General features: G+C 62.0%; 20 protein-coding genes, 1 tRNA gene and 1 pseudogene. 13 read left to right on the top strand and 9 right to left on the bottom strand.

Annotated elements, in window-relative coordinates; translation table 11 throughout:
• Nucleotides 1-7 precede the first annotated feature (7 nt).
• Nucleotides 8-1,207, bottom strand: a complete 1,200-nt coding sequence (locus B0O95_RS12465; RefSeq protein WP_104078230.1) for an amino acid aminotransferase — start codon at nucleotides 1,205-1,207, stop codon at nucleotides 8-10.
• Between the two features lie 427 nt (nucleotides 1,208-1,634).
• Between B0O95_RS12465 and uvrB the strand changes: the two genes are divergently transcribed.
• From uvrB to B0O95_RS12440, 5 genes are all read left to right on the top strand, one after another.
• Entirely contained in the window at nucleotides 1,635-3,725 is a 2,091-nt protein-coding gene (uvrB, locus tag B0O95_RS12460) for an excinuclease ABC subunit UvrB (RefSeq protein ID WP_104078168.1), read from the top strand.
• 196 nt (nucleotides 3,726-3,921) lie between these two features.
• Nucleotides 3,922-4,488 (top strand): iron transporter, encoded by a 567-nt coding sequence (locus B0O95_RS12455; RefSeq protein WP_370641743.1) that lies wholly within the window; start codon nucleotides 3,922-3,924, stop codon nucleotides 4,486-4,488.
• Nucleotides 4,489-4,491: 3 nt separating this feature from the next.
• The gene (locus B0O95_RS12450; protein WP_199180510.1) at nucleotides 4,492-4,836 is read left to right on the top strand and encodes a cupredoxin domain-containing protein; all 345 of its coding nucleotides are present in this window, start codon (nucleotides 4,492-4,494) and stop codon (nucleotides 4,834-4,836) included.
• A 31-nt stretch (nucleotides 4,837-4,867) separates the two neighbouring features.
• Nucleotides 4,868-5,713 (top strand): FTR1 family iron permease, encoded by an 846-nt coding sequence (locus tag B0O95_RS12445; protein WP_104078167.1) that lies wholly within the window; start codon nucleotides 4,868-4,870, stop codon nucleotides 5,711-5,713.
• Nucleotides 5,710-7,125, top strand: a complete 1,416-nt coding sequence (locus B0O95_RS12440) for a 4Fe-4S binding protein (protein WP_104078227.1) — start codon at nucleotides 5,710-5,712, stop codon at nucleotides 7,123-7,125. Before B0O95_RS12445 ends, B0O95_RS12440 begins: the two co-directional genes overlap by 4 nt.
• Nucleotides 7,126-7,594: 469 nt before the next feature.
• On the opposite strand, the gene B0O95_RS12435 is transcribed toward B0O95_RS12440, so the two are convergent.
• The 4 genes from B0O95_RS12435 to B0O95_RS12420 all read right to left on the bottom strand — a co-directional run bounded on the left by B0O95_RS12435 (nucleotide 7,595) and on the right by B0O95_RS12420 (nucleotide 10,006).
• Nucleotides 7,595-7,867, bottom strand: a complete 273-nt coding sequence (locus B0O95_RS12435; protein WP_199180509.1) for a hemin uptake protein HemP — start codon at nucleotides 7,865-7,867, stop codon at nucleotides 7,595-7,597.
• A 107-nt stretch (nucleotides 7,868-7,974) separates the two neighbouring features.
• A complete protein-coding gene (locus B0O95_RS12430) occupies nucleotides 7,975-8,460 on the bottom strand; it encodes an SRPBCC family protein (protein ID WP_104078225.1) in 486 nt (161 codons plus the stop codon).
• A gap of 65 nt (nucleotides 8,461-8,525) precedes the next feature.
• A complete protein-coding gene (locus tag B0O95_RS12425; protein WP_104078166.1) occupies nucleotides 8,526-8,927 on the bottom strand; it encodes an OsmC family protein in 402 nt (133 codons plus the stop codon).
• A gap of 161 nt (nucleotides 8,928-9,088) precedes the next feature.
• Nucleotides 9,089-10,006 carry a pirin family protein gene (locus tag B0O95_RS12420; RefSeq protein WP_104078224.1) on the bottom strand — a complete coding sequence of 306 codons (918 nt, stop codon included), beginning with the start codon at nucleotides 10,004-10,006 and terminating at the stop codon, nucleotides 9,089-9,091.
• Between the two features lie 125 nt (nucleotides 10,007-10,131).
• Between B0O95_RS12420 and B0O95_RS12415 the strand changes: the two genes are divergently transcribed.
• Complete coding sequence (locus tag B0O95_RS12415; protein ID WP_104078165.1) at nucleotides 10,132-11,121, top strand: LysR family transcriptional regulator; 990 nt, start codon at nucleotides 10,132-10,134, stop codon at nucleotides 11,119-11,121.
• Between the two features lie 175 nt (nucleotides 11,122-11,296).
• Here the strand turns inward: B0O95_RS12415 and B0O95_RS12410 are convergent, their stop codons facing one another.
• Nucleotides 11,297-11,590 (bottom strand): H-NS histone family protein, encoded by a 294-nt coding sequence (locus tag B0O95_RS12410; protein WP_076785083.1) that lies wholly within the window; start codon nucleotides 11,588-11,590, stop codon nucleotides 11,297-11,299.
• A gap of 255 nt (nucleotides 11,591-11,845) precedes the next feature.
• Nucleotides 11,846-12,637, bottom strand: coding sequence for an enoyl-ACP reductase FabI (gene fabI, locus B0O95_RS12405; protein ID WP_104078164.1), 792 nt, complete (start codon nucleotides 12,635-12,637; stop codon nucleotides 11,846-11,848).
• Between the two features lie 135 nt (nucleotides 12,638-12,772).
• Here fabI and B0O95_RS12400 point away from each other — a divergent pair, with 135 nt between their 5' ends.
• The 5 genes from B0O95_RS12400 (at nucleotide 12,773) to B0O95_RS12380 (ending at nucleotide 19,373) form a co-directional block, all read left to right on the top strand.
• Nucleotides 12,773-14,635 carry an extracellular solute-binding protein gene (locus tag B0O95_RS12400; protein WP_104078163.1) on the top strand — a complete coding sequence of 621 codons (1,863 nt, stop codon included), beginning with the start codon at nucleotides 12,773-12,775 and terminating at the stop codon, nucleotides 14,633-14,635.
• 20 nt (nucleotides 14,636-14,655) lie between these two features.
• Entirely contained in the window at nucleotides 14,656-15,696 is a 1,041-nt protein-coding gene (locus B0O95_RS12395) for a microcin C ABC transporter permease YejB (RefSeq protein WP_104078162.1), read from the top strand.
• A 46-nt stretch (nucleotides 15,697-15,742) separates the two neighbouring features.
• Nucleotides 15,743-16,816, top strand: a complete 1,074-nt coding sequence (locus B0O95_RS12390; protein ID WP_104078223.1) for an ABC transporter permease — start codon at nucleotides 15,743-15,745, stop codon at nucleotides 16,814-16,816.
• 72 nt (nucleotides 16,817-16,888) lie between these two features.
• The gene (locus B0O95_RS12385; RefSeq protein WP_104078161.1) at nucleotides 16,889-18,550 is read left to right on the top strand and encodes an ABC transporter ATP-binding protein; all 1,662 of its coding nucleotides are present in this window, start codon (nucleotides 16,889-16,891) and stop codon (nucleotides 18,548-18,550) included.
• A gap of 136 nt (nucleotides 18,551-18,686) precedes the next feature.
• Complete coding sequence (locus B0O95_RS12380; protein WP_104078160.1) at nucleotides 18,687-19,373, top strand: C40 family peptidase; 687 nt, start codon at nucleotides 18,687-18,689, stop codon at nucleotides 19,371-19,373.
• A gap of 46 nt (nucleotides 19,374-19,419) precedes the next feature.
• Here the strand turns inward: B0O95_RS12380 and B0O95_RS12375 are convergent, their stop codons facing one another.
• Nucleotides 19,420-20,340, bottom strand: a complete 921-nt coding sequence (locus tag B0O95_RS12375) for a patatin-like phospholipase family protein (RefSeq protein WP_370641744.1) — start codon at nucleotides 20,338-20,340, stop codon at nucleotides 19,420-19,422.
• A gap of 212 nt (nucleotides 20,341-20,552) precedes the next feature.
• Here B0O95_RS12375 and gltX point away from each other — a divergent pair, with 212 nt between their 5' ends.
• Nucleotides 20,553-21,953: a glutamate--tRNA ligase gene (gltX, locus tag B0O95_RS12370; RefSeq protein WP_104078158.1), complete on the top strand. Its 1,401-nt coding sequence runs from the start codon at nucleotides 20,553-20,555 to the stop codon at nucleotides 21,951-21,953.
• Between the two features lie 72 nt (nucleotides 21,954-22,025).
• Nucleotides 22,026-22,101: transfer RNA gene (locus tag B0O95_RS12365), tRNA-Ala, on the top strand.
• Between the two features lie 553 nt (nucleotides 22,102-22,654).
• Here B0O95_RS12365 and B0O95_RS12360 read toward each other — a convergent pair.
• A pseudogene (locus B0O95_RS12360) lies at nucleotides 22,655-22,888 on the bottom strand (ShlB/FhaC/HecB family hemolysin secretion/activation protein); the annotation flags it as partial.

Raw genomic sequence — 22,888 nt, 5'->3', positions numbered from 1 at the left:
GCCCCGGTCACTTCAATACTTGCGCGATGGCGTTGGCCACCACGTCAAGGTTGCGCGTATTGAGCGCGGCCACACAGATACGTCCGGTGCTGACCGCATAGATACCGAACTCCTCGCGCAGACGCTCGACTTGCGCGGCGTTGAGCCCCGAATACGAGAACATGCCACGCTGCCGGTTGACGAATTCGAAATCGCGTTGCACGCCGGCGTCCTTAAGCTTTTGTACCAGACCGCCGCGCATCGCGCGGATGCGCTCGCGCATTTGGCCAAGCTCCTGTTCCCAGAGCGCGCGCCATTCGGGATTGCCGAGCACCGCCGCCACGATCGCGCCGCCATGTGTCGGCGGATTCGAATAATTGGTGCGAATCACACGTTTCAATTGCGACAGCACGCGCGCGCTTTCCTCGCCGCCATGCGTGATGACCGTCAGCGCGCCGACCCGTTCGCCGTACAGCGAGAATGACTTGGAGAACGACGAGGAGACGAATACGTCGATACCCGCCGATGCGAACAGGCGTACCGCCGCGCTATCTTCGTCGATGCCTTGCGCGAAGCCCTGGTAGGCCATGTCCAGGAACGGCACCAGTTCGCGAGCCTTGACCACATCGACGATTTGCTGCCACTGCGCTTCGTCCAGATCGACACCTGTCGGGTTGTGGCAGCAGGCGTGCAGCACTACGATCGTGCCGGCCGGGTAGCTGTTCAGCGCGGCGAGCAGCGCGTCGAACTTCACACCGTGGGTCGCCGGATCGTAGTAAGGATACGCCACGACTTCGAAGCCGGCGCTTTCAAACAGTGCACGATGGTTTTCCCAGCTCGGGTCACTGATCGCCACCTTCGCGTTCGGCTCGATGCGCTTGAGGAAATCCGCGCCGATTTTCAGCGCACCGGTTCCGCCAAGCGCCTGCGCGGTAACGACGCGGCCCTCGGCGATCAGCGGCGAGTCGTTACCCAACAACAGTTTTTGTACTGCTGTGTCGTATGCGGCGATCCCGTCGATCGGCAGGTAGCCGCGCGGCAACGCTTGCTCCAGCCGGGCCCGTTCAGCCTCGCGTACCGCGTGCAGCAGCGGAATCTTGCCTTCCTCGTTCGTGTAGACGCCTACGCCCAGGTTGACCTTTGTCGGGCGGGTATCGGCATTGAAAGCTTCGTTCAAGCCCAGGATCGGGTCGCGCGGCGCGAGTTCGACGACGGAGAAAAGAGACATGATCGTATCGGCAGTGAGTTCGAAAAGACGGCGAGCGGCGGCCATGGCCTGGTTGGGATCGACGCCATGCAACCACCCTTTTCAGCATTGTAACCAATGCCGGCCGCATTGTTCCGCGTCGGCGGGCAGCAGAGAACTATGCCCCATCGATCCGCTTCGACGCGTGGCTTGTTCCGACGTATGGCTTGCTTCAGCGTATGGCTTACTCCGGCGTATGGCTTGCGCCTGTGTATGGCTTGCGCCTGTGTATGGCTGCGCCGCCGCCCCGGTCACGGTGCCGGTGTTGGGGATTCGAATGAGTGCCGGTGCGCGGCCGGGCGTGCCGGTTTCACGGGTGTGGCAATTTCACCCGAGATCCCGCTCGGCCTCGTGTCGTGCCAAAACGCTAGAATGTATGTTTGTTTTTCCCGGCCGGAAGGAACGACCCATGTCCGCATCGCACATCGAGAACGATAACGTGCTCGACGAGAGCAAATTCGTTGTCTTCGATGGATCGCCCTACCAGCTGTACCAGCCGTTTCCACCGGCAGGTGACCAGCCGGAAGCCATCCGCCAGTTGGTCGAGGGCATCCAGGACGGCCTCGCGTTCCAAACGCTGCTCGGCGCGACCGGCTCGGGCAAAACGTTCACGATGGCCAACGTGATCGCTCGACTCGGCCGCCCGGCGATCGTATTCGCCCCGAACAAGACGCTGGCCGCGCAACTGTATTCCGAGTTCCGCGAGTTTTTTCCGCGCAACGCAGTCGAATATTTCGTGTCGTATTACGACTACTACCAGCCCGAAGCGTACGTGCCGCAGCGCGACCTGTTCATCGAAAAGGATTCGGCGGTCAACGAGCACATCGAGCAGATGCGGCTGTCGGCTACCAAGAGTCTGTTGGAGCGGCGTGATGTCGTGATCGTCGCGACGGTCTCGGCAATCTACGGGATCGGCAACCCGGCGGAATACCATCAGATGATTCTCACGCTGCGCGACGGTGACCGCGTCGGCCAGCGCGATATCATCGGCCGGCTGATTGCCATGCAGTACATGCGCAATGATGTCGATTTCCAGCGTGGCACATTCCGCGTGCGGGGCGACACCATTGATGTGTTCCCGGCCGAGCATGCCGAAATGGCATTGCGCGTCGAGTTGTTCGACGACGAGGTCGAATCGTTGCATTTGTTCGACCCGCTGACCGGGCGGGTGCGGCAACGTATCCCGCGTTTCACCGTCTACCCGTCGTCACATTACGTGACGCCCCGCGACACGGTGTTGCGAGCGGTTGAGACGATCAAAGAGGAGTTGCGCGAGCGGCTCGCATTTTTCCACCAGGAGGGCAAGCTTGTCGAGGCGCAGCGGCTCGAGCAGCGCACCCGGTTTGATCTTGAAATGCTGCAGGAGCTCGGTTTTTGCAAAGGCATCGAGAACTACTCGCGGCATTTCTCGGGCGCCGTGCCCGGCGAGCCCCCGCCAACGCTGTGCGACTATCTGCCGGCCGACTCGCTGATGTTCTTGGACGAGTCGCACGTGCTGATCGGCCAGCTCAACGCTATGTACAACGGGGACCGGGCGCGCAAGGAAAACCTGGTCGAATACGGGTTCCGGCTGCCGTCCGCACTGGACAACCGCCCACTAAAGTTTCACGAATTCGAGCGCAAGATGCGCCAGGCGGTGTTTGTGTCGGCGACGCCGGCCGGCTACGAACAGCGCAGCGCGGGTCAGGTCGTCGAGCAGGTGGTGCGCCCCACCGGGCTGGTTGATCCGCAGATCGAGGTCCGTCCCGCTAGTTCGCAAGTCGATGACGTGCTGTCGGAAATCAACCAGCGCGTGGCGGCTGGCGAACGGGTTTTGGTCACCGTGCTAACCAAGCGCATGGCCGAGCAACTGACCGAGTTTCTTGCCGACCACGGCGTGAAGGTACGCTACCTGCATAGCGACATCGATACGGTTGAGCGGGTGGAGATCATCCGCGACCTACGGCTAGGCACCTTTGACGTGTTGGTCGGTATCAATCTGCTGCGCGAAGGGCTCGATATCCCGGAAGTGTCGCTGGTGGCGATCCTGGACGCGGACAAGGAGGGGTTTCTGCGCGCCGAGCGCTCGCTGATCCAGACGATCGGGCGGGCCGCGCGCAACGTCAACGGCTGTGCGATCTTGTATGGCGACACGATCACCGACTCGATGCGACGTGCGATCGACGAGACCGAGCGGCGCCGTCGCAAGCAGATCCAATACAACGAGCGCAACGGCATCGTGCCGCGTGGCGTCGTCAAGCGGATCAAGGACATTATCGACGGCGTCTACGACGTGGACGACGCGCGTGCCGAACTGCGCGCACAGCAGGAGCGCGCGAAGATCGAGGACATGTCGGACAAGCAGCTCGCGAAGGAAATCAAAAAGCTCGAAAAGCAGATGCTGGACTACGCAAAGAACCTCGAGTTCGAGAAGGCGGCGCAGACCCGCGACCAATTGGCGCGGCTCAAGCAGCGCGCGTTCGGCGCGAGCGTCGGCGACCACGTGCCGGACCTGCGCTAGGCCGCGACGCCGCGCGGGGCGCCTGTAGTGCCCGGAGCACCCGGAGCACGAGCCCACGTGGCGACGCGGCGACGCGGCGACGAGATGTGCCGGTGCGGTGCACATTCCCCCTTGGGACAACGCTCGGATCAGTGCTACACTGGTAGTGTATTGAGAATTGTTCTTATTCCAGTTTTCACACACATTACAACGAGGAATGTCGATGGCAGTTTTTCGTCTAGTTCGTACCGCCGCCGCGGTGGCGTCATTTGCACTGGCAATGGGCGCCGCAAGCGCGGCGTCGGCGGCCGAGTATCCGATTGGCAAGCCGCAGATCCAGGGCGGGATGGAAGTCGGCGCGGTGTATCTGCAGCCGATCACGATGGACCCGGAAGGCATGATGCGCAAGGCGTCCGACTCGGACATCCACCTGGAGGCGGACATCCATGCGGTCAAGAACAACCCGACCGGCTTTGCCGAAGGCGATTGGATGCCGTACCTGCAGGTGCGCTACGAATTGACCAAGCCCGGCTCAAACTACGTGCAACAGGGTGATCTGATGGCGATGGTGGCGAGCGATGGCCCGCACTACGGCGACAATGTGAAGCTCGCGGGACCGGGCAAGTACCACCTGAAGCTGTTCATCGCGCCGCCCGCGCAGACCGGGCATATGGCGTTCGGCCGCCACGTTGACAAGGAAACCGGCGTCGGTCCGTGGTTCAAGCCGTTCGAGTTGAACTATGACTTCCCGTTCGCCGGCATCGGTAAAAAAGGTGGGTACTGATCGATGAAGCGCACGCTCAAATTGCAGGGTGCGGCGTGGCTGCTCGCGTGGAGCGCCGCGTTCGGCGGCGTCGCCCGCGCTGCGGACCTGCCCACGTTCCGGCTCGAGATGGCGGACGGCAAACTCAATCCGGCGCGCATCGAAGTGCCGGCCGGCCAGCGCATCAAGATCGAGATTCACAACACTGGCAAGGGCGCTGTCGAGTTCGAGAGCGTACAACTGCGCAAGGAGAAGGTGCTGGCGCCGGGCGCCGAGTCGTTTGTCGTGATCGCGCCGCTGTCGCCGGGTGAGTACAAGTTCTTCGATGATTTCCATCAGAGCGCGCAAGGCGTGATAGTGGCAAAGTGACGGGCCGCGCAGCCGCGCGAAGGAAGATGTAATGGGTCAGATTCTGTTCATCGTATGGCGGGAGAGCGTCGAGGCGCTGCTCGTGGTCGGCATCCTGCATGCCTGGTTGACCAATGGCGACGCCGCCGCGCGTAAGGGATTGCCGTGGCTGTGGCTTGGCGTCGGCGCGGGATTGCTGGCGGCGGTCGGCCTGGGTGCCGCGCTGATCGGCTTCACCGAAGTGCTGTCCGGTGATGCGCAGGATTATTTCCAGACGGCGATGGTGCTGGTCGCGTGCGTGCTGATCGTGCAGATGGTGCTGTGGATGAAGCGGCACGGCCGCACGCTCAAGCGCGACATGGAAATGTCGTTGGCCGAGAGTCGGCGCAATGCAAACTGGTGGGGTATCGCAGTGCTCGCGGCACTGGCGATTGCGCGCGAAGGCAGTGAAACGGTGATCTTCCTGTATGGGCTGGGCTTCGGCCGGTCGGGCCACGTCGATGTGATGCAATGGCTGGCCGTGCTGATCGGTCTAGCGCTCGCGTTGCTCACGTTTTATCTGCTGCAACTGGGTGGCCGGATATTCTCGTGGCGCGCGTTTTTCCGCGTCACCGAGGTCATGCTGTTATTCCTCGGCGCGGGTCTATTCGAGGCGGGGATCGACAAGCTAATCGACAAGGAAATCGTGCCGACCGGCATCGATATGGTGTGGGACACGTCGCACATCCTGGACGACTCGGGTACAGTCGGCTCACTAGTGGCAACGCTGACCGGCTATCGGGCCCATCCGGCGCTGGCTAACGTCATTGCGTATGCGTTGTTCTGGCTGGTGGTCTGGGTGTTGCTGCGCTGGACCCGGCAGCGCCAATCCTCATGCGCGCAGAGGAAGCCCGCATGAGTGTGATGCTTGCTCCACGCTCCGGCTGGTTGGCCGAGGCTGGGCACTGGATGCAGCGCCATCACACGGTGATCCGCAACGTGCAGTGGGTTGTCGTGCTCATTTATGCGCTGTTGATCCTGGTGCCGGCGTTTATGCCACTGCCGGACGATACCGCGCATATCTGGTCGAACCTCACGGTATTCGCGCAGTTCGTGTTCTGGGGCATCTGGTGGCCGTTCGTGCTGCTGTCGATGGTGATGCTCGGGCGTGTATGGTGCGGCGTGCTGTGCCCGGAAGGCACATTGTCCGAGTTCGCGAGCAAGCATGGGCTGGGCCGTCCGATTCCGCGCTGGATACGCTGGGGCGGGTGGCCGTTCGTCGCGTTCGGGCTCACGACGATCTATGGGCAAATGGTCAGCGTGTACCAGTATCCGAAGGCGGTGCTGCTGGTGCTCGGGGGGTCGACCGTTGCTGCCATCGCGATTGGCCTGCTGTACGGCCGGGAAAAACGGGTGTGGTGCAAGTACCTGTGTCCGGTCAATGGCGTATTCGCGCTGCTGGCGCGGCTCGCCCCGCTGCGCTATCGGGTGGATGAGCAGGCGTGGCGCCGTTCATACACGCAGGGCGAGCATGGGCACCGTGTGATCCCGGTGAACTGTGCGCCGCTCGTGCCGTTGCGAAACATGAAGGGCGCGTCGGCCTGCCATATGTGTGGCCGTTGCAGCGGCCATCGCGATGCGATCGCGCTGACATGGCGCTCGCCGGCGCAGGAAGTCGTTGAGCTGGGCGAGGAGGGGGCGAACCGGTGGGACACCGCGTTGATTCTGTACGGGCTGCTCGGCATCGCGATCGGCGCGTTCCACTGGACCGTCAGCCCGCTGTTTGTCTCGATCAAGCAAGCGCTGGCCGCGTGGCTGATCGACCACGACATCATGTGGCCACTGCAGACCAACGCGCCATGGTTCATCTTTACGCACTATCCGGAGCAAAATGATGCGTTCTCGTGGCTCGACGGCGGCCTGGTGATCGGCTATATCGTCACCACCGGCTTGCTGTATGGCACGGCGCTGCTGGCGTGCGTCGCGATTGGCAACCTGCTGCTCGGCCGGTGGCGTACGTCGCGGCTGCATCACTTTGCGCAGGCATTGATCCCGCTGGCCGGCATGGGCGTGTTCCTCGGCTTGTCGGCCACCACCGTGTCGCTGCTGCGCGCCGAGCATCTGCCGCTTGGCTGGGTGCCAGACGTGCGGCTCGCGTTGCTGGCGATGGCCAACACGGCAAGCCTGTATCTCGCGGTGAAAATCGTCGTCAAGCACGTGCACGGCAGCAGCGCCGGTGTCGCACGAGGCGTAGGCGCACTACTGTGCTTTGTCGCGGCGTTGGCGGTCGTCGATAGCGCATGGTGGCTGATGTTCTGGGGCTGGGCCTGAGCACGGGCCTCGCAAAGGCCTGAATCGCACCGAAGTCCGAATGGATGGCGAAATCCGGCTGACGCAGAGGCCTGGTCTATGGCGAGGTCCGACCTGTGACAGAGTTTGACATGTGGCAAGGTCCGACATGTAGCAAGGTCTGTCGTTGCGACAACGTCTGCCTGCGGTACGGCCTGCCCTGCGCAAGGTTGCCCCCTGAGGGCCGAACCGCGGTGGCCCGGGGACGTCTGAACTTGTCTTGTGACGAAGCCCGAGTTGGCGCTGAGATCAGGGTTCGAAGATTGGGCGGGGAATCCCGCAAAAAAAACGGCTTCGCTGGCTATGGCGGCAGGCTTGTCAGGCGCGAAGGGGTCTAGGTCTCGCGATGATGCCGTCAAGGCTGGCTAGTGCCAAACACCTCGGTTCGAGGTGGTCCCCACAATAACTCGGTTGGAGCATGCTGCTCGGCAAATACCAGGCAGCATGCCGGTCATTTGGTCAGGATCAGCTTGCCCAGCCGCGTTGCGCGCAGCTGATACGTTTCACCGTTGTGCAGGATGCTCACGTGCGTGCGACCTTGCAGTAAGTCGTCGCTTTGCAACGCATGCGTGGCATGAGCCGTGCCTACCGGCTGCGGGGCTGACGTGGCGAGCGCTGGTGCGGCACGCCGGCCCTCGGGCTGGGCAGCGGAACTGCGCATCGGGCGGGTCGCCGGCCCCGAAGGCAGACGCAGGGTGCTGGAAAAGCGATTTGCGGTCGTCATCGAAGATGCGGTGTGTTGATCGTTGACGACGAGTTTAAATGATAATTATTCTTATTTGCAATTGCGTCTATTAATCACCGCAGCAAGTTGATAGCCGACGCAGCGGGTCAATGCACGTGTGTAGACAACCGGCCGTTGCCCGCGTATTCGCGGATCAGCCGTACGGTATCGAGATCCGCCTCGCGATAGGCCGACTTGACGATTTCAGTCATTTGCTCGTCATCGGAACCTTGCACGGCGCTTGGTAGCGTGGTGCGGTACTCGAAGCGCACGAACAACTGCACCGGGTCTGGCTGCTCGATCGTCATCGTCAGCGATCCGCCGACGTGGGCGTCGGTCGCCTCGATGTCATACCGGACCTGGTGCCCGGGGCTTAGCGTCACGCGATCACGCACCGTGGCCGGTCCGTAGTGCAACTCGCGTTCCAGTGTATCGCCGTGGCGCGACAGGATCGTGCAGCTGTCCAGGCCGAGCACGAACAACTGCGGCTGTTCCGCACGCAGCACGAGACCGGCCCACAGTTCGTCACGGGTCAGTGTAGTGGTCAACGGGTTCAGCGGGTCGTTGACCTGGATCAGATGTTCGAAGTTCAAAGCAGCAGTGTCCTCCAACGGGCAAGGCGCCGTGTGCCGCGATGATAGCGCGGATCGACGTCGGTTTACGCGGCCGCTGCCAGTCCGCTCTGAATGGCGATCGGATGCGTCAACAGCTGATGGACTGGGCACGCATTGGCGATTTGCAACAAGCGTTCCCGCTGCTCGTTGTCCAGCTCGCCGTGCAGCACGATTGTGCGGCGGATAGTGGACCCCTCGTCGTTCTTCTCGATATCAAGCGAAACATCGACGTCGGCTAGAGGCCATTGCTTGCGCTGCGCATACATCTTCAATGTGATCAACGTGCATGCACCCAGGCTGGACAGCAGCAGCGACAGGGGCGTGGGCCCGCGGTCGCCGCCGCCGGCTGACGCCGGCTCGTCCGCTAGCCAGCTATGGGCGCCATCGTCGAGCAGGACCCGATACGCGTGATGGCCGATGTGCGCGGTGACGATTGCTTCTTTCATTGTCGTCAGTCCTCCAAGTTGGCCAAAGTGGCTGAGCAACGGTCGGCGAGTAATCATTGTGACCGAAACGGCTGCCGCACGCATGCGTGCACGACTGCGCCGTTATCACGTCTTGGCCCGCCATACGTGAACTGTGCCGCAGGGCGCTCGCTGCCCACTGCTCAGGCAGCGATGTGTCCAAATTTGCCGCTGCGGTAGTCCGCGACGGCTTGGCGGATCTCGTCCTCGGTGTTCATCACAAATGGGCCGTAGCGCACGACAGGTTCATTGAGCGGCACGCCGCCGATCAACAGAAATTGCAGTGGTCGATCGGTGGCGCTGATCGTGATCGTATCGCCGACGTTGTCAAACATCACCATCTGCCGTGCGCCGGCCGCCGTCTGCTGGACGCCATAGCGGCCGCCATTGTCGAGCGTATAGGCGAATACACGAAAGCCATCCGGTACCGAATGCACCAGGGTTGCACCGGGCTGCATCCGGAAATGCTGGAACAGGATCGGGGTGCGTGTCTGAATCGCGGCGCTCACCCCGAGTGCTTCCCCGGCGATGATCTTGACGTCGATGCGCCCGTCCGGCGTGCGTGCAACTGGAATGTGCGCGCCGGGCAGTTCCTGGTAGCGCGGTGCCATCATTTTGTCGCGGCGCGGCAGATTGACCCACAACTGGAAGCCGTGCGAGCGTCCGCCGTGTTCGAACAGCGAAGCGGCTGGCATTTCGCTATGGACCACGCCGACGCCGGCCGTCATCCACTGGACGTCGCCTGGGCCGAGTGTACCGGCGTGACCTGCGGAGTCCCGATGAGCGAACTCACCTTCTAGCATGTACGTGACCGTCTCAAAGCCGCGATGGGGGTGTGCGGGTGCACCGACGGCCTGGCCCGGCGCGTAGTCAACCGGGCCCATCTCATCGAGCAGCAAGAACGGATCGAAGTCCGTTAGCGTTCGCGTCGGGAACGGCCGGTGTACAACAAATCCCGCACCCTCCACGGTGCGCTGCGCGGGAACCACTTGCCGGACTGCGCGGGCCACCACGTCCCGCGAGCGTGCCGCCGCGACAGTGTGGCTGATGTGATCGATCATCAGAATCTCCGTTTTCAACTGGGCTATTTGCATCATCTATGCAACGTGAGATGATTATAAGTGTGGTGTTATGGGCTGCCAGCGGGTCGTGCTGCAACGAATTGTTCTACTGATGGAACGGCGACGTGAACCTCGGTCATCATGATCTGAACGACCTGCTGTACTTTTCGCAGGTGGTCGAATACGGTGGTTTTTCTGCTGCCGAGCGCGCTCTGGGTATTTCCAAATCACGCTTGTCACGGCGGCTGTCCGACCTGGAGGCGGCGCTCGGGGTGCGGTTGTTGCAGCGCTCGACGCGCAAGCTTGCGCTGACCGAGGCGGGTGCGCTGTTCCATCGGCATTGTGTGGCGATGCTCGGCGAAGCGCGGGCCGCGCTGGATGCGGTTCACCAACTCGGCTCGACACCGCGCGGCACGGTGCGTGTCAGCGTGCCGATGACCGTCTCCCAAACGATGCTGGCGCATTGGATGCCGGAGTTCCTACGCCGCTATCCAGACGTGAAAGTGGTGGCGCACGTCACAAACCGTGTGATTGACCTGTTCGAGGACGAGATCGACGTCGCGTTGCGGGTGCGCTCGGAGCCGCACGCGAACTCGAATATCGTCGTGCGGCCGCTATGGCGCAGGGAGCAGATGCTGGTCGGCTCGCCGAGCCTGTTGGACACGAACCACCCGCCGATGGTGCCGGCTGACTTGGCGCGCTATGCGACGCTGTCGGTGCCCAGTGCCGACGGCCGGTACGTATTCAAGCTGATTGCGCCGGATGGCAAGCGTCATGACTACGAGCATGAACCGCGGCTGGTGACCGCCGACTTGTTGATGATCCACCAGGCGGTACTGGCCGGTGTGGGTATTGCGGTACTGCCGGACAATATCTACCAGGCGGCGATGAACGCCGGGCAATTGTCGCCGGTGATGCCCGGCTGGACATTGCCGCCGCCGCAGCTTTACGCGGTGTTCCTGTCCCGGCAGGGATTGCTGCCGGCGGTGCGCGCGTTCATCGATTTTCTGGTCGAAATGATTGAGAAGGGCACGGGGATGCCGCACGATGACCTGGCTGACGCGTCGCGCCCGGATTCGACGCGGCATGGCCGGGGGGACGCGGCCGACGGTTAGCGCGTCGGCATTGATGCTCGCATTTGCGATCGAGCGACGTCATGCTCCACTGCGCGAAGGCGCCGCGAGTGCAAGGCCCTCCTCGTGAGGGCCTTTTCATGAGCCGATCGACCGTTCAGCATTGTCGTATAGTCGTTATAGACGACTAATGTAGTGCCGGCCGTGTACCGCATCATCAATCTTTGATTAGGAAGCGATTGCGGTTCTTGCCGTTGATCCAGGCCGGCGCACGGCCACGGCCGCTCCATGTCGCGCCGGTCTGCGGATCCCGGTATTTGGGTTGCGCGCCCGGGTGCGCCCGTGGCCCGCCGCGCTTGGCTTGGCCGAATACTTCTTTTTCGGTCAATTCATAGGTGGCGACGAGATCGCGGGCTTGAGCGAGCGCCGCTTCCCGTTCTTGAAGTTTTGCCGCTTCGGCTTGCTCGATCAGTGTGGCGAGCTGTGCCTGAAGTTCCTTGTAAGTGGCCATCGTGTCGACTATCTCCAGTGAACAGTTAAGGTCGGAATGCATGATGCGCGATGCAACGATGCACAATGTTGGCCGACATTGCAACGCTAATACCACGGGGCAACGCATAAAAACCGTACGGCCGGTGCCGAAGGTTGGATGAATCGCCCGCTTCGGCGTGCAATGAAAGACTGGCTTGGGACGTGGTTCAAGAACCCGGCGGTTCTTGTTTCGCCGGGCACCTAGGCGCCACGCGTGCGGTTCGCGTGACTCAGCTTATTCGCCTGCGCTGGGCAACCCACCGGCCACCGCGTTGAAGCCGCTGTCGACATAGGTGATCTCGGCGGTAATCCCGGAGGACAGCTCCGAGAGCAGGAACGCGGCCACGTTGCCGACTTCCTCGATGGTCACATTCCGGCGCAGCGGCGCGTTATGCTCGACGAATTGCAGGATCTTACCGAAGTCCTTGATGCCGCTGGCCGCCAGCGTCTTGATCGGACCCGCCGAGATACCGTTGACGCGCACGCCGCGCGGCCCGAGCGAGGCCGCTAGGTAGCGCACACTGGCTTCCAGCGAGGCCTTGGCCAGTCCCATCGTGTTGTAGTGTGGCACCACGCGCTCGGCGCCCAAGTACGTCAACGTCAGCAACGACGCGGTGTCCGCCAGCATCGGCGCGGCAGCCTTGACCATGGCCGGGAAGCTGTAGGCGGAAATGTCGTGCGCGATGCGGAACCCTTCGCGCGACAGGCCGTCCAGGAAATCGCCCGCGATCGCCTCGCGCGGCGCGAAGCCGATGGAGTGCACAAGCCCGTCCAGGTTGTCCCAATGCTGCTTCAGCGATGCGAACAGCGCGTTGATCTGTGCGTCGTCGGCAACATCGCAAGGCAAGACCAACTCGCTGCCGAGCCCGGCGGCGAACTCGGTGATGCGTTCCTTGAAGCGTTCGTCCACGTAGGTGAACGCAAGCTCGGCGCCTTCGCGGTGCGCGGCCTGCGCGATACCGTACGCGATCGAGCGGTTCGACAGCAGACCCGTGATGAGGATGCGTTTGCCAGCCAGAAAACCCATGAATACTCCCTATGTCAGTCGTATGCCGGTCGGGGCCGTCGACGGCATGTCGCGCAACGGCGCGGGGTGCCCGATGCCGGTGCGGCGCCCGATTTTCTATAGAATTGTCGCACAGTGCAACCCTGGACCGTTTCCATGACCCCTGGCTTGCGATGGCTTCGTCGTCGACTGCAACCTTGTCTCATCGCCGCTTTACTGGTCACCTCCGAATTGGCTGCGTGCGCCGCGCATGGCGCCTATGCAATCGCACAGTACGGCGAGCCGAAGTATGCGCAGGGTTTTTCGCACTTTGACTACGTCAATCCCGACGCCCCGAAAGGCGGCACGCTGACGCTGGCTAACCCGAGCCGGCTCACGAGTTTCGACAAGTTCAATCCGTTCACGCTGCGCGGCAACGTCGCGCCCGGCGTCGACTTGATGTTCGAGACGCTGATGACCGGCAGCGCGGACGAACTGGCGTCAGCCTACGGCCTGCTTGCCGATGATGTGCAGATTGCGCCCGACCGGCTGTGCGCGACGTTTCATCTGAATCCAAAGGCACGCTTCTCGAATGGCGACCCGGTGCAGGCGGAGGATGTTAAATATTCGTTCGATACGCTCAAGAGCCCGTTGGCTGCCCCGCAGTTTGCTGCGGTGTTCGGCGATATCACGCGTGCGGTGGTGGTCGATGCCGCGACGGTCCGGTTCGAGTTCAAGCGTCCGAATCGGGAATTGCCGCTGCTGGCCGGCAGTGTGCCCGTGTTCTCCCGTAAGTGGGGGCTGCGCGCGGATGGCTCGCGTATCCCATTCGACCAACTGGCGTTCGAGACGCCGATCGCCAGCGGCCCGTATCTGATTGAGCGCTACGCCAATGGCCGCACCATCACGTTAAAGCGGGACCCGCACTATTGGGCAGCCGGGCTGCCGGTGCGGCGCGGCATGTATAACTTCGAGCGGATCACATACAAGCTCTATGCGGATAGCGTCGCCAAGCTCGAAGCCTTTAAGGCTGGAGAATTCGACGTGAACGTCGAGTACATTGCCCGCCAATGGGTGCGCGGCTATGTCGGCAAGCGGTTCCGCAGCGGTGAGCTAGTCAAGCGCGAGTTTCGCCACCACAATAGTGCGGGCATGCAGGGTTTCGTGGTCAACACGCGGCGCGCGCTGTTCCGCGATGTACGGGTGCGACACGCGCTCAATTTGGCGCTCGATTTCGAATGGCTGAACCGGCAACTGTTTTATGGACAGTACACCCGGTTAAACAGTTATTTTGCCAATGGCGCGCTGGCTGCGCGTGCCATACCGGATGCGGCTGAGCTTGCCATCCTCACGCCATTGCGCGCGCAACTCGATCCGGCCGTGTTCGGGCCTTTGCTGGCGCAGCCGGTCACCGCGCCGCCTCCCCATTCGCTACGGGCCAATCTGATTCAGGCGCGTGAACTACTCGCCCAGGCGGGCTGGACGTACCGCGACGGTGCATTGCGTGCACGCGACGGCACGCCGTTCGAGTTCGAGATCATCGACGATTCGGGCGGCGGCATGGCGCAGGTCGCGGCGCCGTATATCCGCAACTTGCAAAAGCTCGGCATCCGGGTCGCGTACCGGCAGCTGGACTATGCGGTGTTGCAGAAGCGGCTGGACGCATTCGATTTTGACATGACCTCGTTGCGGTATCCGGATGTCGAAGTGCCGGGCTCGGAGCAACTGGCGCGTTTTGGCAGCCATGCGGCTGATGAGCCGGGCTCGGACAACTTGTTCGGCCTGAAATCGCCTGCGGTTGATGCTATCCTGCACGCGCTGCTGGCCGCGCGCACGATGGACGAGCTGTTGGCGGCGAGTCGCGCGCTGGACCGCGTGCTGTTGCACGGCTATTACGTGGTGCCGCAGTGGTACAGTCCGGTGCACCGGATCGCCTATCGCTGCACGCTGGCGTATCCCCGGATCGAGCCACCTTACTACACCGCCGAAGAGTGGGTACGTTCGCTGTGGTGGCAAGCGCCGCAGGAGCGCCATCCTTGAATGACGCACACTGAACCGGCATGTGGAGCTACATCCTGAAGCGCCTGTTGTTGATGATCCCGACGCTGTTCGGCGTATTGACGCTGACCTTTGTCGTGATCCAGTTCGTGCCCGGCGGCCCGGTCGAGCAAACCGTGCGCGAGTTGCGCAAGGGGCAGGAGCAGGGCGGCGCGCCGTTCGGCATGAGGGCGCACGCCGGCGTGGACGCGCAACAGATCGCGCAATTGAAGAAGCTGTATGGTTTCGACAAGCCGCCTTTGGAGCGCTACGTGTTGATGCTGTCGCGTTATGCGCGATTCGATCTCGGTGACAGCTACTTTCGGCATCAGAGTGTCTGGTCGCTGGTGGTTTCCAAGCTGCCGGTGTCGATCAGCATCGGGCTATGGACGTTCTTGTTGACCTATCTGATATCGGTGCCGCTGGGCATTGCGAAGGCAGTGCGCAACGGATCGCGCTTTGATGTTTGGACCAGCATCGTCGTGCTGGTCGGCTACGCGATTCCTGGCTTCGTGCTTGGTGTGCTGCTGCTGGTGCTGTTCGGCGGGGGCACGTTCTTGCAACTGTTTCCGTTGCGCGGGCTGACATCGGATAACTGGTCGCAACTCAGCATGCTGGGTAAGATCGCCGACTACCTGTGGCATATTGCGCTGCCGGTGACCGCGTCGGTGGTCGGCAGCTTCGCGGTGGTCACGATGTTGACCAAGAATGCTTTTCTTGACCAGATCCGTCGCCAGTATGTGCTGACGGCGCGCGCCAAGGGCCTGCCCGAGCGCCGCGTGCTGTTCACGCACGTGCTGCGCAATGCGATGCTGCCGCTCGTTGTCGGCTTTCCCGCGGCATTCATCGGCGCATTCTTTACCGGAAGCTTGTTGATCGAGACGCTGTTCTCGCTCGATGGTCTGGGGTTGCTGTCCTATGAATCGGTGCTGCGGCGCGACTACCCGGTGGTGCTCGGCACGCTGTATCTCTTTACGCTGATCGGGCTGATCACGCAGCTGGTTTCCGACCTGTGCTACGTGCTGGTCGACCCGAGAATCCAATTCGACAACCTGGAGCGTTGACGTGAGATGGCGTGTCAAGTCCGGCCATGCGGCCGGCCCGGATGCGATAACGCGCGGCGTCGTGCCGGCGCTCGCGTCGCCGTCGCCGTACCAGCGACTGTGGCGCCGCTTCAAGCGCAACCGCGTCGGTTATTGGAGTCTGGTGGTCTTCGTCGCACTGTATGCGTTCAGCCTGTGCGGCTTCTTCGTGTCGAACGACCGGCCGTTCATCGTGCGCTATCAGCATGCACTGTATTTTCCGTTGTTTCAGACGTATCCGGAAACCACGTTTGGCGGGCAGTTTCCGACTCCGACCGATTACCTCGACCCGTATATCCGAGCGCGTTTCGAGCAACCCGGCAATTTCGCGATCTATCCACCGAACCCCTACTCGTACGATACGCTGAATTATTTTTCGCCATTGCCTAATCCCGCGCCGCCGTCGCGCGAGAACTGGCTCGGGACCGACAGCCAGGGACGCGATGTGTTCGCACGCCTGCTGTATGGTTTTGCTGTGTCGGTATCGTTCGGGCTAGCGCTGACGGCGATCGGCACACTGCTGGGCATCGTGATTGGAGCGCTGCAGGGGTACTTCGGCGGGTGCATCGATTTGGCGGGGCAACGGCTGACCGAGATTTGGGGTTCGCTGCCGGAACTGTATTTGCTGATCATCTTCGCGTCGATTTTCGAACCCAGCCTCACGCTGCTGCTGGTACTGCTGTCGCTGTTCGGATGGATGGGGCTGGCCGCCTACGTGCGCGCAGAGTTTCTGCGCAATCGCACGCTCGACTATGTGAAAGCGGCGCGCGCGATGGGGCTGTCGCACTGGCAAATCATCCGCCGGCACGTGATGCCCAACAGCATGACGCCGGTCATTACGTTCCTGCCGTTCCGCTTGAGCGCGTCGGTCTTGGCGTTGACGAGTTTGGACTTCCTCGGCCTTGGCGTGCCGCCACCCACGCCCAGCCTTGGTGAGTTGCTGGCGCAAGGCAAGGCGAACTTGGACGCATGGTGGATATCCATGTCGACGTTCGGTGTCCTGGTGCTGACGCTGACGCTGCTCACGTTCATGGGCGATGCGTTGCGCAACGCGCTCGATGCCCGGCTGGCCGATGCACTGGGCGTGGCAGGCGGGCAGTGACGTGGTGTCCGCCGGTGCCGCGCCGTCGCGCTGCCCGGGTAGCCGCCTGATGAAATGAACCCTACGATGACAATGACGCAAGCATTCCCGCCGACAGGTGAGGTGGCCGTTCAGTCGGTTCAGTCGCAGCCGCTGCTGTCGATCGAGCACTTGCAGGTGCGGTTCGGCGAGTCGATCGCCGTTCATGACCTCAGTCTGGCCATTGGCCGGGGGGAGCGGGTCGCGTTGGTCGGCGAATCCGGATCGGGCAAGACCGTGACCGCGCTGTCCGTGCTGCGTCTGCTGCGCGACGCGCAACTGGACGGCGCGATCCGTTTCGCTGGCGAAGATCTGCTCACGTTGAGCGAAAGGCGCATGCGCAGTGTGCGCGGTGCCCAGATCGCGATGATTTTTCAGGAGCCGATGAGCGCGCTCAATCCGTTGTATACGATCGGCAAGCAAATCATCGAATCGATCCGATGGCATGACGGCGTGGACGTGCGGCAGGCACGGCGCCGAGCGATCGCGTTGCTCGCCCGTACCGGCATTGACGACGCGCCTCGGCGGGTGGACGACTACCCGCACCAGCTTTCTGGCGGCCAGCGGCAACGGGCAATGATCGCGATGGCGCTCGCGTGTCGGCCGCGGTTGCTGCTCGCGGACGAGCCGACCACGGCACTGGATGTGACAATTCGGGGCCAGATCGTGAAGTTGCTGCTCGAGTTGCAACAGGCACGCGATATTCATCCACACGGCATGGCGGTGCTACTGATCACCCATGACCTGAATCTGGTGCGACGCTTTGCGCAGCGCGTTGTGGTAATGGAGCAGGGTAGACTCGTGGAGGTGGGCACTGTCGAGCAAATTTTCTCCGCGCCGCAGCATCCGTACACGCAACGGTTGCTGGCGAGCCGGCCAGTGCGCAACGTCCTGCCGGTGTTGCCGATCGCCCCGGTGCTGCTGGAGGCGCGCGACATTCGTGTGTCGTTCCCGAAGCGGCGGCGCACCCTCGCCGAGTGGTTCGCGCCGCGCCGCTTCGTGGCGCTAGATGGCGTCAGCGTTGCCGTGCGCCAAGGCGAAACGCTGGGCGTAGTGGGCGAATCCGGTTCCGGGAAATCGACGTTGGCGATGGCGTTGCTCGGCTTGCAGCACACCGATACCGGCACGATCGAGTTCCGCGGTCGGCCTCTAGGCTCGTTTCGTGGACGCCAGCGCCGCGCGTTGCGCGCGCAGATCCAGGTCGTCTTTCAAGATCCGTTCAGTTCGCTTTCGCCGCACCAGACGGTCGAGCAAATCGTCGGCGAAGGGCTGGCGTTGCATGCGCCGGGCCTGGACGAGGCTGCACGGCGCGCAAAGGTGATCGCCACACTGCGCGAGGTCGGCATCGATCGCACCGCATTGTTACGATATCCGCACGAATTTTCCGGCGGGCAGCGTCAGCGGATTGCTATTGCGCGCGCCCTAATCGTCGAGCCGCAGGTCCTGGTGCTGGACGAGCCGACCAGCGCTCTTGACGTGTCGATTCAACAGCAGGTGCTGCATTTGCTGTCGCGGTTGCAACAAAAGTACAACCTAGGTTATGTGTTCATCTCACACGATCTGGAGGTTATCGCGGCGATCGCACACCGGGTCGTCGTCATCCAGGGTGGCATGGTCGTCGAAACCGCGCCCACGGAGGCGCTGCTGCATGCGCCGACTCATCCTTACACCCGTAAATTATTGAAAGCTGCCAAGTTTGATGCGGAGTCGGACTAACGGAAACTAATAAACGTATGGGAATAATTGAAATTGCCTATTTTCTTTGACAGCGTAATAAACACTGGGTAGTATCGTCCAAACTTTCCGCATCCCCCTGATTTCTCAAGTTTTCCCAGAAAATACTACCGATCCGATGCAGCATATCAATCTGAAACAAGCTTGCGTTCGAATTGTTGCTAGCGTGTTCCTCGGCGCGCTGATGGCTGGAGTAAATGGGGCGTACGCCGACGAAACAGGAAGTTGGAGAAAAAGTGTCAACATGGGGCGGGATTCCCAGCCATCGGCGGCACAAGACGGCACGACGCAAAGCGGTGCCCAGGATTCTCAGCAAAGCGCGAGCCAGACCTTTTCGTCAAATACCCATTCGTTTCTTTCCGGCATGGCCACTAAGGCTGGCGACGTGGTCGTCGGTGCGCTCAACATGATCGGGGTGCGTTATCGGTGGGGGGGCGACTCGCCCAGTTCGGGTCTGGACTGCAGCGGCTTCGTCCGTTACGTGTTTCAAGACACGCTCGGCTTGACGCTGCCGCGTCGCGCGGAGGAAATGAGCCGCGTCGGCGAGAAGGTCAAGATGAGCGAATTGAAGCCGGGCGACTTGGTGTTCTTCAACACGATGCGTCGCACGTTCTCGCACGTGGGCATCTATATCGGCGATAACAAGTTCGTGCATTCGCCGTCGACCGGCAATACGATCCGCGTCGATGAACTGGATGGCGGGTACTGGGAGAAGCGGTTTACCGGCGCACGTCGGCTTGACCCCGCGTATCCGGCGAAGGGCGACGCGTTGCGGCAACGCGTCAGCGCATCGACAGCGGACTGAACGCTCCCGGCCGCGCGCCGGCCGAGTGTCACCTATCTGTGCGTTACTACGGGCGAGCCAGCACCAGCTTTTGCTGCAATTGCGGAAAAATCCGATTAACGGCCTCTTCTCCGGCGAGGATCGCTGCGTTCCGCTGACCGAAATCACTGCCGCTTATCGCGGTGAGGTTGGGATGGACCACGATATCGGCATATTTGTCGAGTTCGTAGGTTTTGATCGACTGCCCCATGATCGCGAAGGTCTGCATCAGCACGTCGAACGAGCTGCGTGTCAGACCGTTTTCCGGGCGCTGCGAGATGTCGACGGCGATCACCAAATCGGCTCCCATTTTGCGGGCGAAAGCGGCTGGCACTGGGCTGACCAGGCCACCGTCGACATATTCGTGATCGCCGATCCGGACCGGCTCGAATATCGACGGCACGCTGCATGAAGCACGTACCGCGATGCCAGTATTACCCCGCTGGAACAGGATCGGCTGACCGCTTTTCAGGTCGGTTGCCACGATGCCCAGTGGGCGGGCCATCTTTTCGATCGGCCGGTTGTGCAGCGTGGTGTTGATATAGTTTTGCAGCGCGACGCCCTTGAGGAAGCCGCGTGAGCGCAAGGGCAGCGCCCAGTCGCTGATCGCCGCCTCGTCCATCGTCAACGCAAGCTTGTTCATCTGCAGGCCGGTCATGCCGGACGCGTACAAAGCTGCGATGACTGAGCCGGCGCTGGTGCCGACAACGATATCGGCATCGATGCCGCGCGCCTCGAGCGCCTTGATGACACCGATGTGGGCGAAACCACGCGCCGCGCCTCCGCCGAGCGCTAGCCCGATCTTTAGCGGGCGGGCCGGCGTGGCGGGCGGCAGCGAGGGGGCGGCCATATCGGGGCGGGTCTTAGCGCCGGTGCATGCAGCAAGCAGCGTGGCCGTCGCGGCGCCTAGCAAGCGACGGCGGGCGGGCGAAACAGCGGACAGCTTCAACGAAATCTCCAGCACGATGGGCACAGGTCGGTGTTGCCGCGACATGGCAACGACGGTGCCCCGCGCGCATTATAGGCGCATTACCCTGGCTAGGCACATTGCCCCAACATCGCCCGGGGCGTGTCCCGACATCGCCCGAGCCGTCGCGATCGCATCGGTATAATGACGGCTTGCCCGGTCCGCGGGCCTAGCCTCGAACCATCCGATTTGCAATGACCACCTCCGTACGTACCCGCTTTGCGCCGAGCCCGACCGGCTTCATCCATCTTGGCAACATTCGCTCCGCACTCTATCCGTGGGCGTTCGCCCGCAAACATCACGGCACGTTCATTCTGCGCATCGAGGATACTGACGTCGAGCGCTCGACCGAGGCGGCCACGCAGGCGATTCTCGATGGCATGCAGTGGCTCGGGCTTGATTTCGACGAAGGGCCGTACTACCAGATGCAGCGGATGGAGCGCTATCGCGACGTGATCAAGCAACTGCTCGATCAGGGTCTCGCGTATCCGTGCTACATGTCGCCCGAGGAACTGGATGCACTGCGCGAACGGCAGCGCGAGGCGGGCTTAAAGCCGCGCTATGATGGCACCTGGCGGCCCGAACCAGGCAAGGTGCTGCCGACGCCGCCCGCCGGCGTGCAGCCCGTCGTGCGATTTAAGAATCCGCTGAGCGGCACGGTGGCATGGGACGACGCGGTCAAGGGGCACATTGAGATCTCGAACGATGAGCTTGACGACCTGGTCATCGCTCGGCCCGACGGTACGCCCACGTATAACTTTTGCGTGGTCGTCGACGACCTGGACATGGCAATCACACACGTGATCCGTGGCGATGACCATGTGAACAACACGCCGCGCCAGATTAATATCCTGCGTGCGCTGGGCGGTACGCCTCCCGTGTATGCGCATTTGCCCACGGTGCTCAACGAGCAAGGCGAAAAGATGAGCAAGCGCAACGGTGCGATGAGCGTAACCGGGTATCGCGATGAGGGCTACCTGCCTGAGGCGGTGTTGAATTATCTTGCTCGGCTTGGTTGGGCGCACGGCGATGCGGAAATCTTCTCGCGCGAGCAGTTCGTCGAATGGTTCGACCTCGAGCACCTGGGCAAGTCGCCGGCACAGTACGACGCCAATAAGCTGAAGTGGTTGAACAACCATTATCTGAAGGAAGCCGACAACGCGCGGCTGGCATCACTCGTGTTGCCGATGCTTGCCGCGCTTGGTGTCGATGCGCCGCAGGGGGTGCCGCTGGACGGCGTCGTCGCGCTGTTCAAGGACCGTGCGAATACCGTCAAGGAGATCGCCGAGAGCGCGGTGATGTTTTACCGGACGCCGGTGCCGGCAGCGCAGGAGCTTGAGCGACATCTGACGGATGCCGTGCGTCCCGCGCTTGCCGAGTTCATCGAAACGCTTGTGGGGATCGACTGGACGAAGGAGGCGATCGGGGCGGCGTTGAAGGCGGTGCTGGCAGCGCATAAGCTGAAGATGCCTCAGTTGGCGATGCCGGTGCGTCTGCTGGTGGCTGGGACGACGCATACGCCATCGATCGATGCGGTGCTGCATCTGTTCGGCCGTGAGACGGTACTTGAGCGGCTGAGGGCGGTGCTGTCTTAAGCGCGGTGACAGAATTTTGTGTCGGAGGGCTTTACAAACGGTAGGTTTATCCCTAGAATCTCGTTCTCTGTCGGGGGTATAGCTCAGCTGGGAGAGCGCTTGCATGGCATGCAAGAGGTCAGCGGTTCGATCCCGCTTACCTCCACCAAGACATAGTCTACAAAAAGCCGAATTAGTCCGAAAACCCTTGGGAAATCAAGGCTTTTTCTAATTTTACGGTCCCTGTATTCCGCGGCGCGCCCGCGTTTGGGCCTCCCCCAAGTCGAGGGTTGGACCAAGCAGCGCGTTTCCGGGGCTATCTCAAAGCGCTGTGAACCGAGCATGGATCGAAGTTGCCGAGCCGGGCGCTCGACCAACGGACGTACGCTAACGGCGTGAGTTAGCGCAAGTCGGTGACTGACTATGACCGTGGTTCATTGTTCGACAAGTTTGAGAGTGAGCCGCATGATGTCTGCTTCCGACTCTGGATCGAGGGCCGATGTAGGTGGACCAGTCCCCTGAAAGTCCGGACACAGTCTGTCATGGTCTAATTCCCTCGGACATGTCGATAGGAGAATGCTGAATCGACGAGGAAATTAGACCATAGCAATATGAGAGGTTAAGGACAGCGCTAAAGCTAAAAACAACACGACACGACTTGTTAGGATGTGCATAGGACTTCCTCGAAAAGGCGGGAAAATGGAGCAATGACGTGTGCCTGCTCACAGCTGCGCGCTCAGTCGAAAGCCGACCGTGACGCGGGCCGTCGATAACGCCGTTGGACGATACAGGGGCGTGCCAGCGAACAACTCGTACGTGTAGATGGCCAAGCGCGTGGGCACCGTGCCACAGAGCCCAAGAGCCGTGCCAACGAGCCGCGTGCCGCCCTGGTCTCGTGTCAGTGGACCGAAGACTTGGCCATAATCAAGCGCCGCGTAGGCGTGCTGCCCGGTGTG

The organism is Mycetohabitans endofungorum, from assembly GCF_002927045.1.
In the GTDB taxonomy this organism is placed as follows: domain Bacteria; phylum Pseudomonadota; class Gammaproteobacteria; order Burkholderiales; family Burkholderiaceae; genus Mycetohabitans; species Mycetohabitans endofungorum.
The sequence above is the reverse complement of the archived record's forward strand: the minus strand, read 5'-3'. Positions and strand labels throughout refer to the sequence as shown.

Excerpts from the sequence above, each read along its gene's own strand:
- B0O95_RS12385 (WP_104078161.1), top strand. The coding sequence starts at position 16,889 with ATGACGCAAGCATTCCCGCCGACAGGTGAGGTGGCCGTTCAGTCGGTT.
- gltX (WP_104078158.1), top strand. The coding sequence starts at position 20,553 with ATGACCACCTCCGTACGTACCCGCTTTGCGCCGAGCCCGACCGGCTTC.
- B0O95_RS12435 (WP_199180509.1), bottom strand. The coding sequence starts at position 7,867 with ATGACGACCGCAAATCGCTTTTCCAGCACCCTGCGTCTGCCTTCGGGG.
- B0O95_RS12425 (WP_104078166.1), bottom strand. The coding sequence starts at position 8,927 with ATGAAAGAAGCAATCGTCACCGCGCACATCGGCCATCACGCGTATCGG.
- B0O95_RS12465 (WP_104078230.1), bottom strand. The coding sequence starts at position 1,207 with ATGTCTCTTTTCTCCGTCGTCGAACTCGCGCCGCGCGACCCGATCCTG.
- B0O95_RS12450 (WP_199180510.1), top strand. The coding sequence starts at position 4,492 with ATGAAGCGCACGCTCAAATTGCAGGGTGCGGCGTGGCTGCTCGCGTGG.
- B0O95_RS12380 (WP_104078160.1), top strand. The coding sequence starts at position 18,687 with ATGCAGCATATCAATCTGAAACAAGCTTGCGTTCGAATTGTTGCTAGC.
- uvrB (WP_104078168.1), top strand. The coding sequence starts at position 1,635 with ATGTCCGCATCGCACATCGAGAACGATAACGTGCTCGACGAGAGCAAA.
- B0O95_RS12400 (WP_104078163.1), top strand. The coding sequence starts at position 12,773 with ATGACCCCTGGCTTGCGATGGCTTCGTCGTCGACTGCAACCTTGTCTC.
- B0O95_RS12420 (WP_104078224.1), bottom strand. The coding sequence starts at position 10,006 with ATGATCGATCACATCAGCCACACTGTCGCGGCGGCACGCTCGCGGGAC.
- B0O95_RS12395 (WP_104078162.1), top strand. The coding sequence starts at position 14,656 with ATGTGGAGCTACATCCTGAAGCGCCTGTTGTTGATGATCCCGACGCTG.
- B0O95_RS12455 (WP_370641743.1), top strand. The coding sequence starts at position 3,922 with ATGTCGATGGCAGTTTTTCGTCTAGTTCGTACCGCCGCCGCGGTGGCG.
- B0O95_RS12445 (WP_104078167.1), top strand. The coding sequence starts at position 4,868 with ATGGGTCAGATTCTGTTCATCGTATGGCGGGAGAGCGTCGAGGCGCTG.
- fabI (WP_104078164.1), bottom strand. The coding sequence starts at position 12,637 with ATGGGTTTTCTGGCTGGCAAACGCATCCTCATCACGGGTCTGCTGTCG.
- B0O95_RS12410 (WP_076785083.1), bottom strand. The coding sequence starts at position 11,590 with ATGGCCACTTACAAGGAACTTCAGGCACAGCTCGCCACACTGATCGAG.
- B0O95_RS12440 (WP_104078227.1), top strand. The coding sequence starts at position 5,710 with ATGAGTGTGATGCTTGCTCCACGCTCCGGCTGGTTGGCCGAGGCTGGG.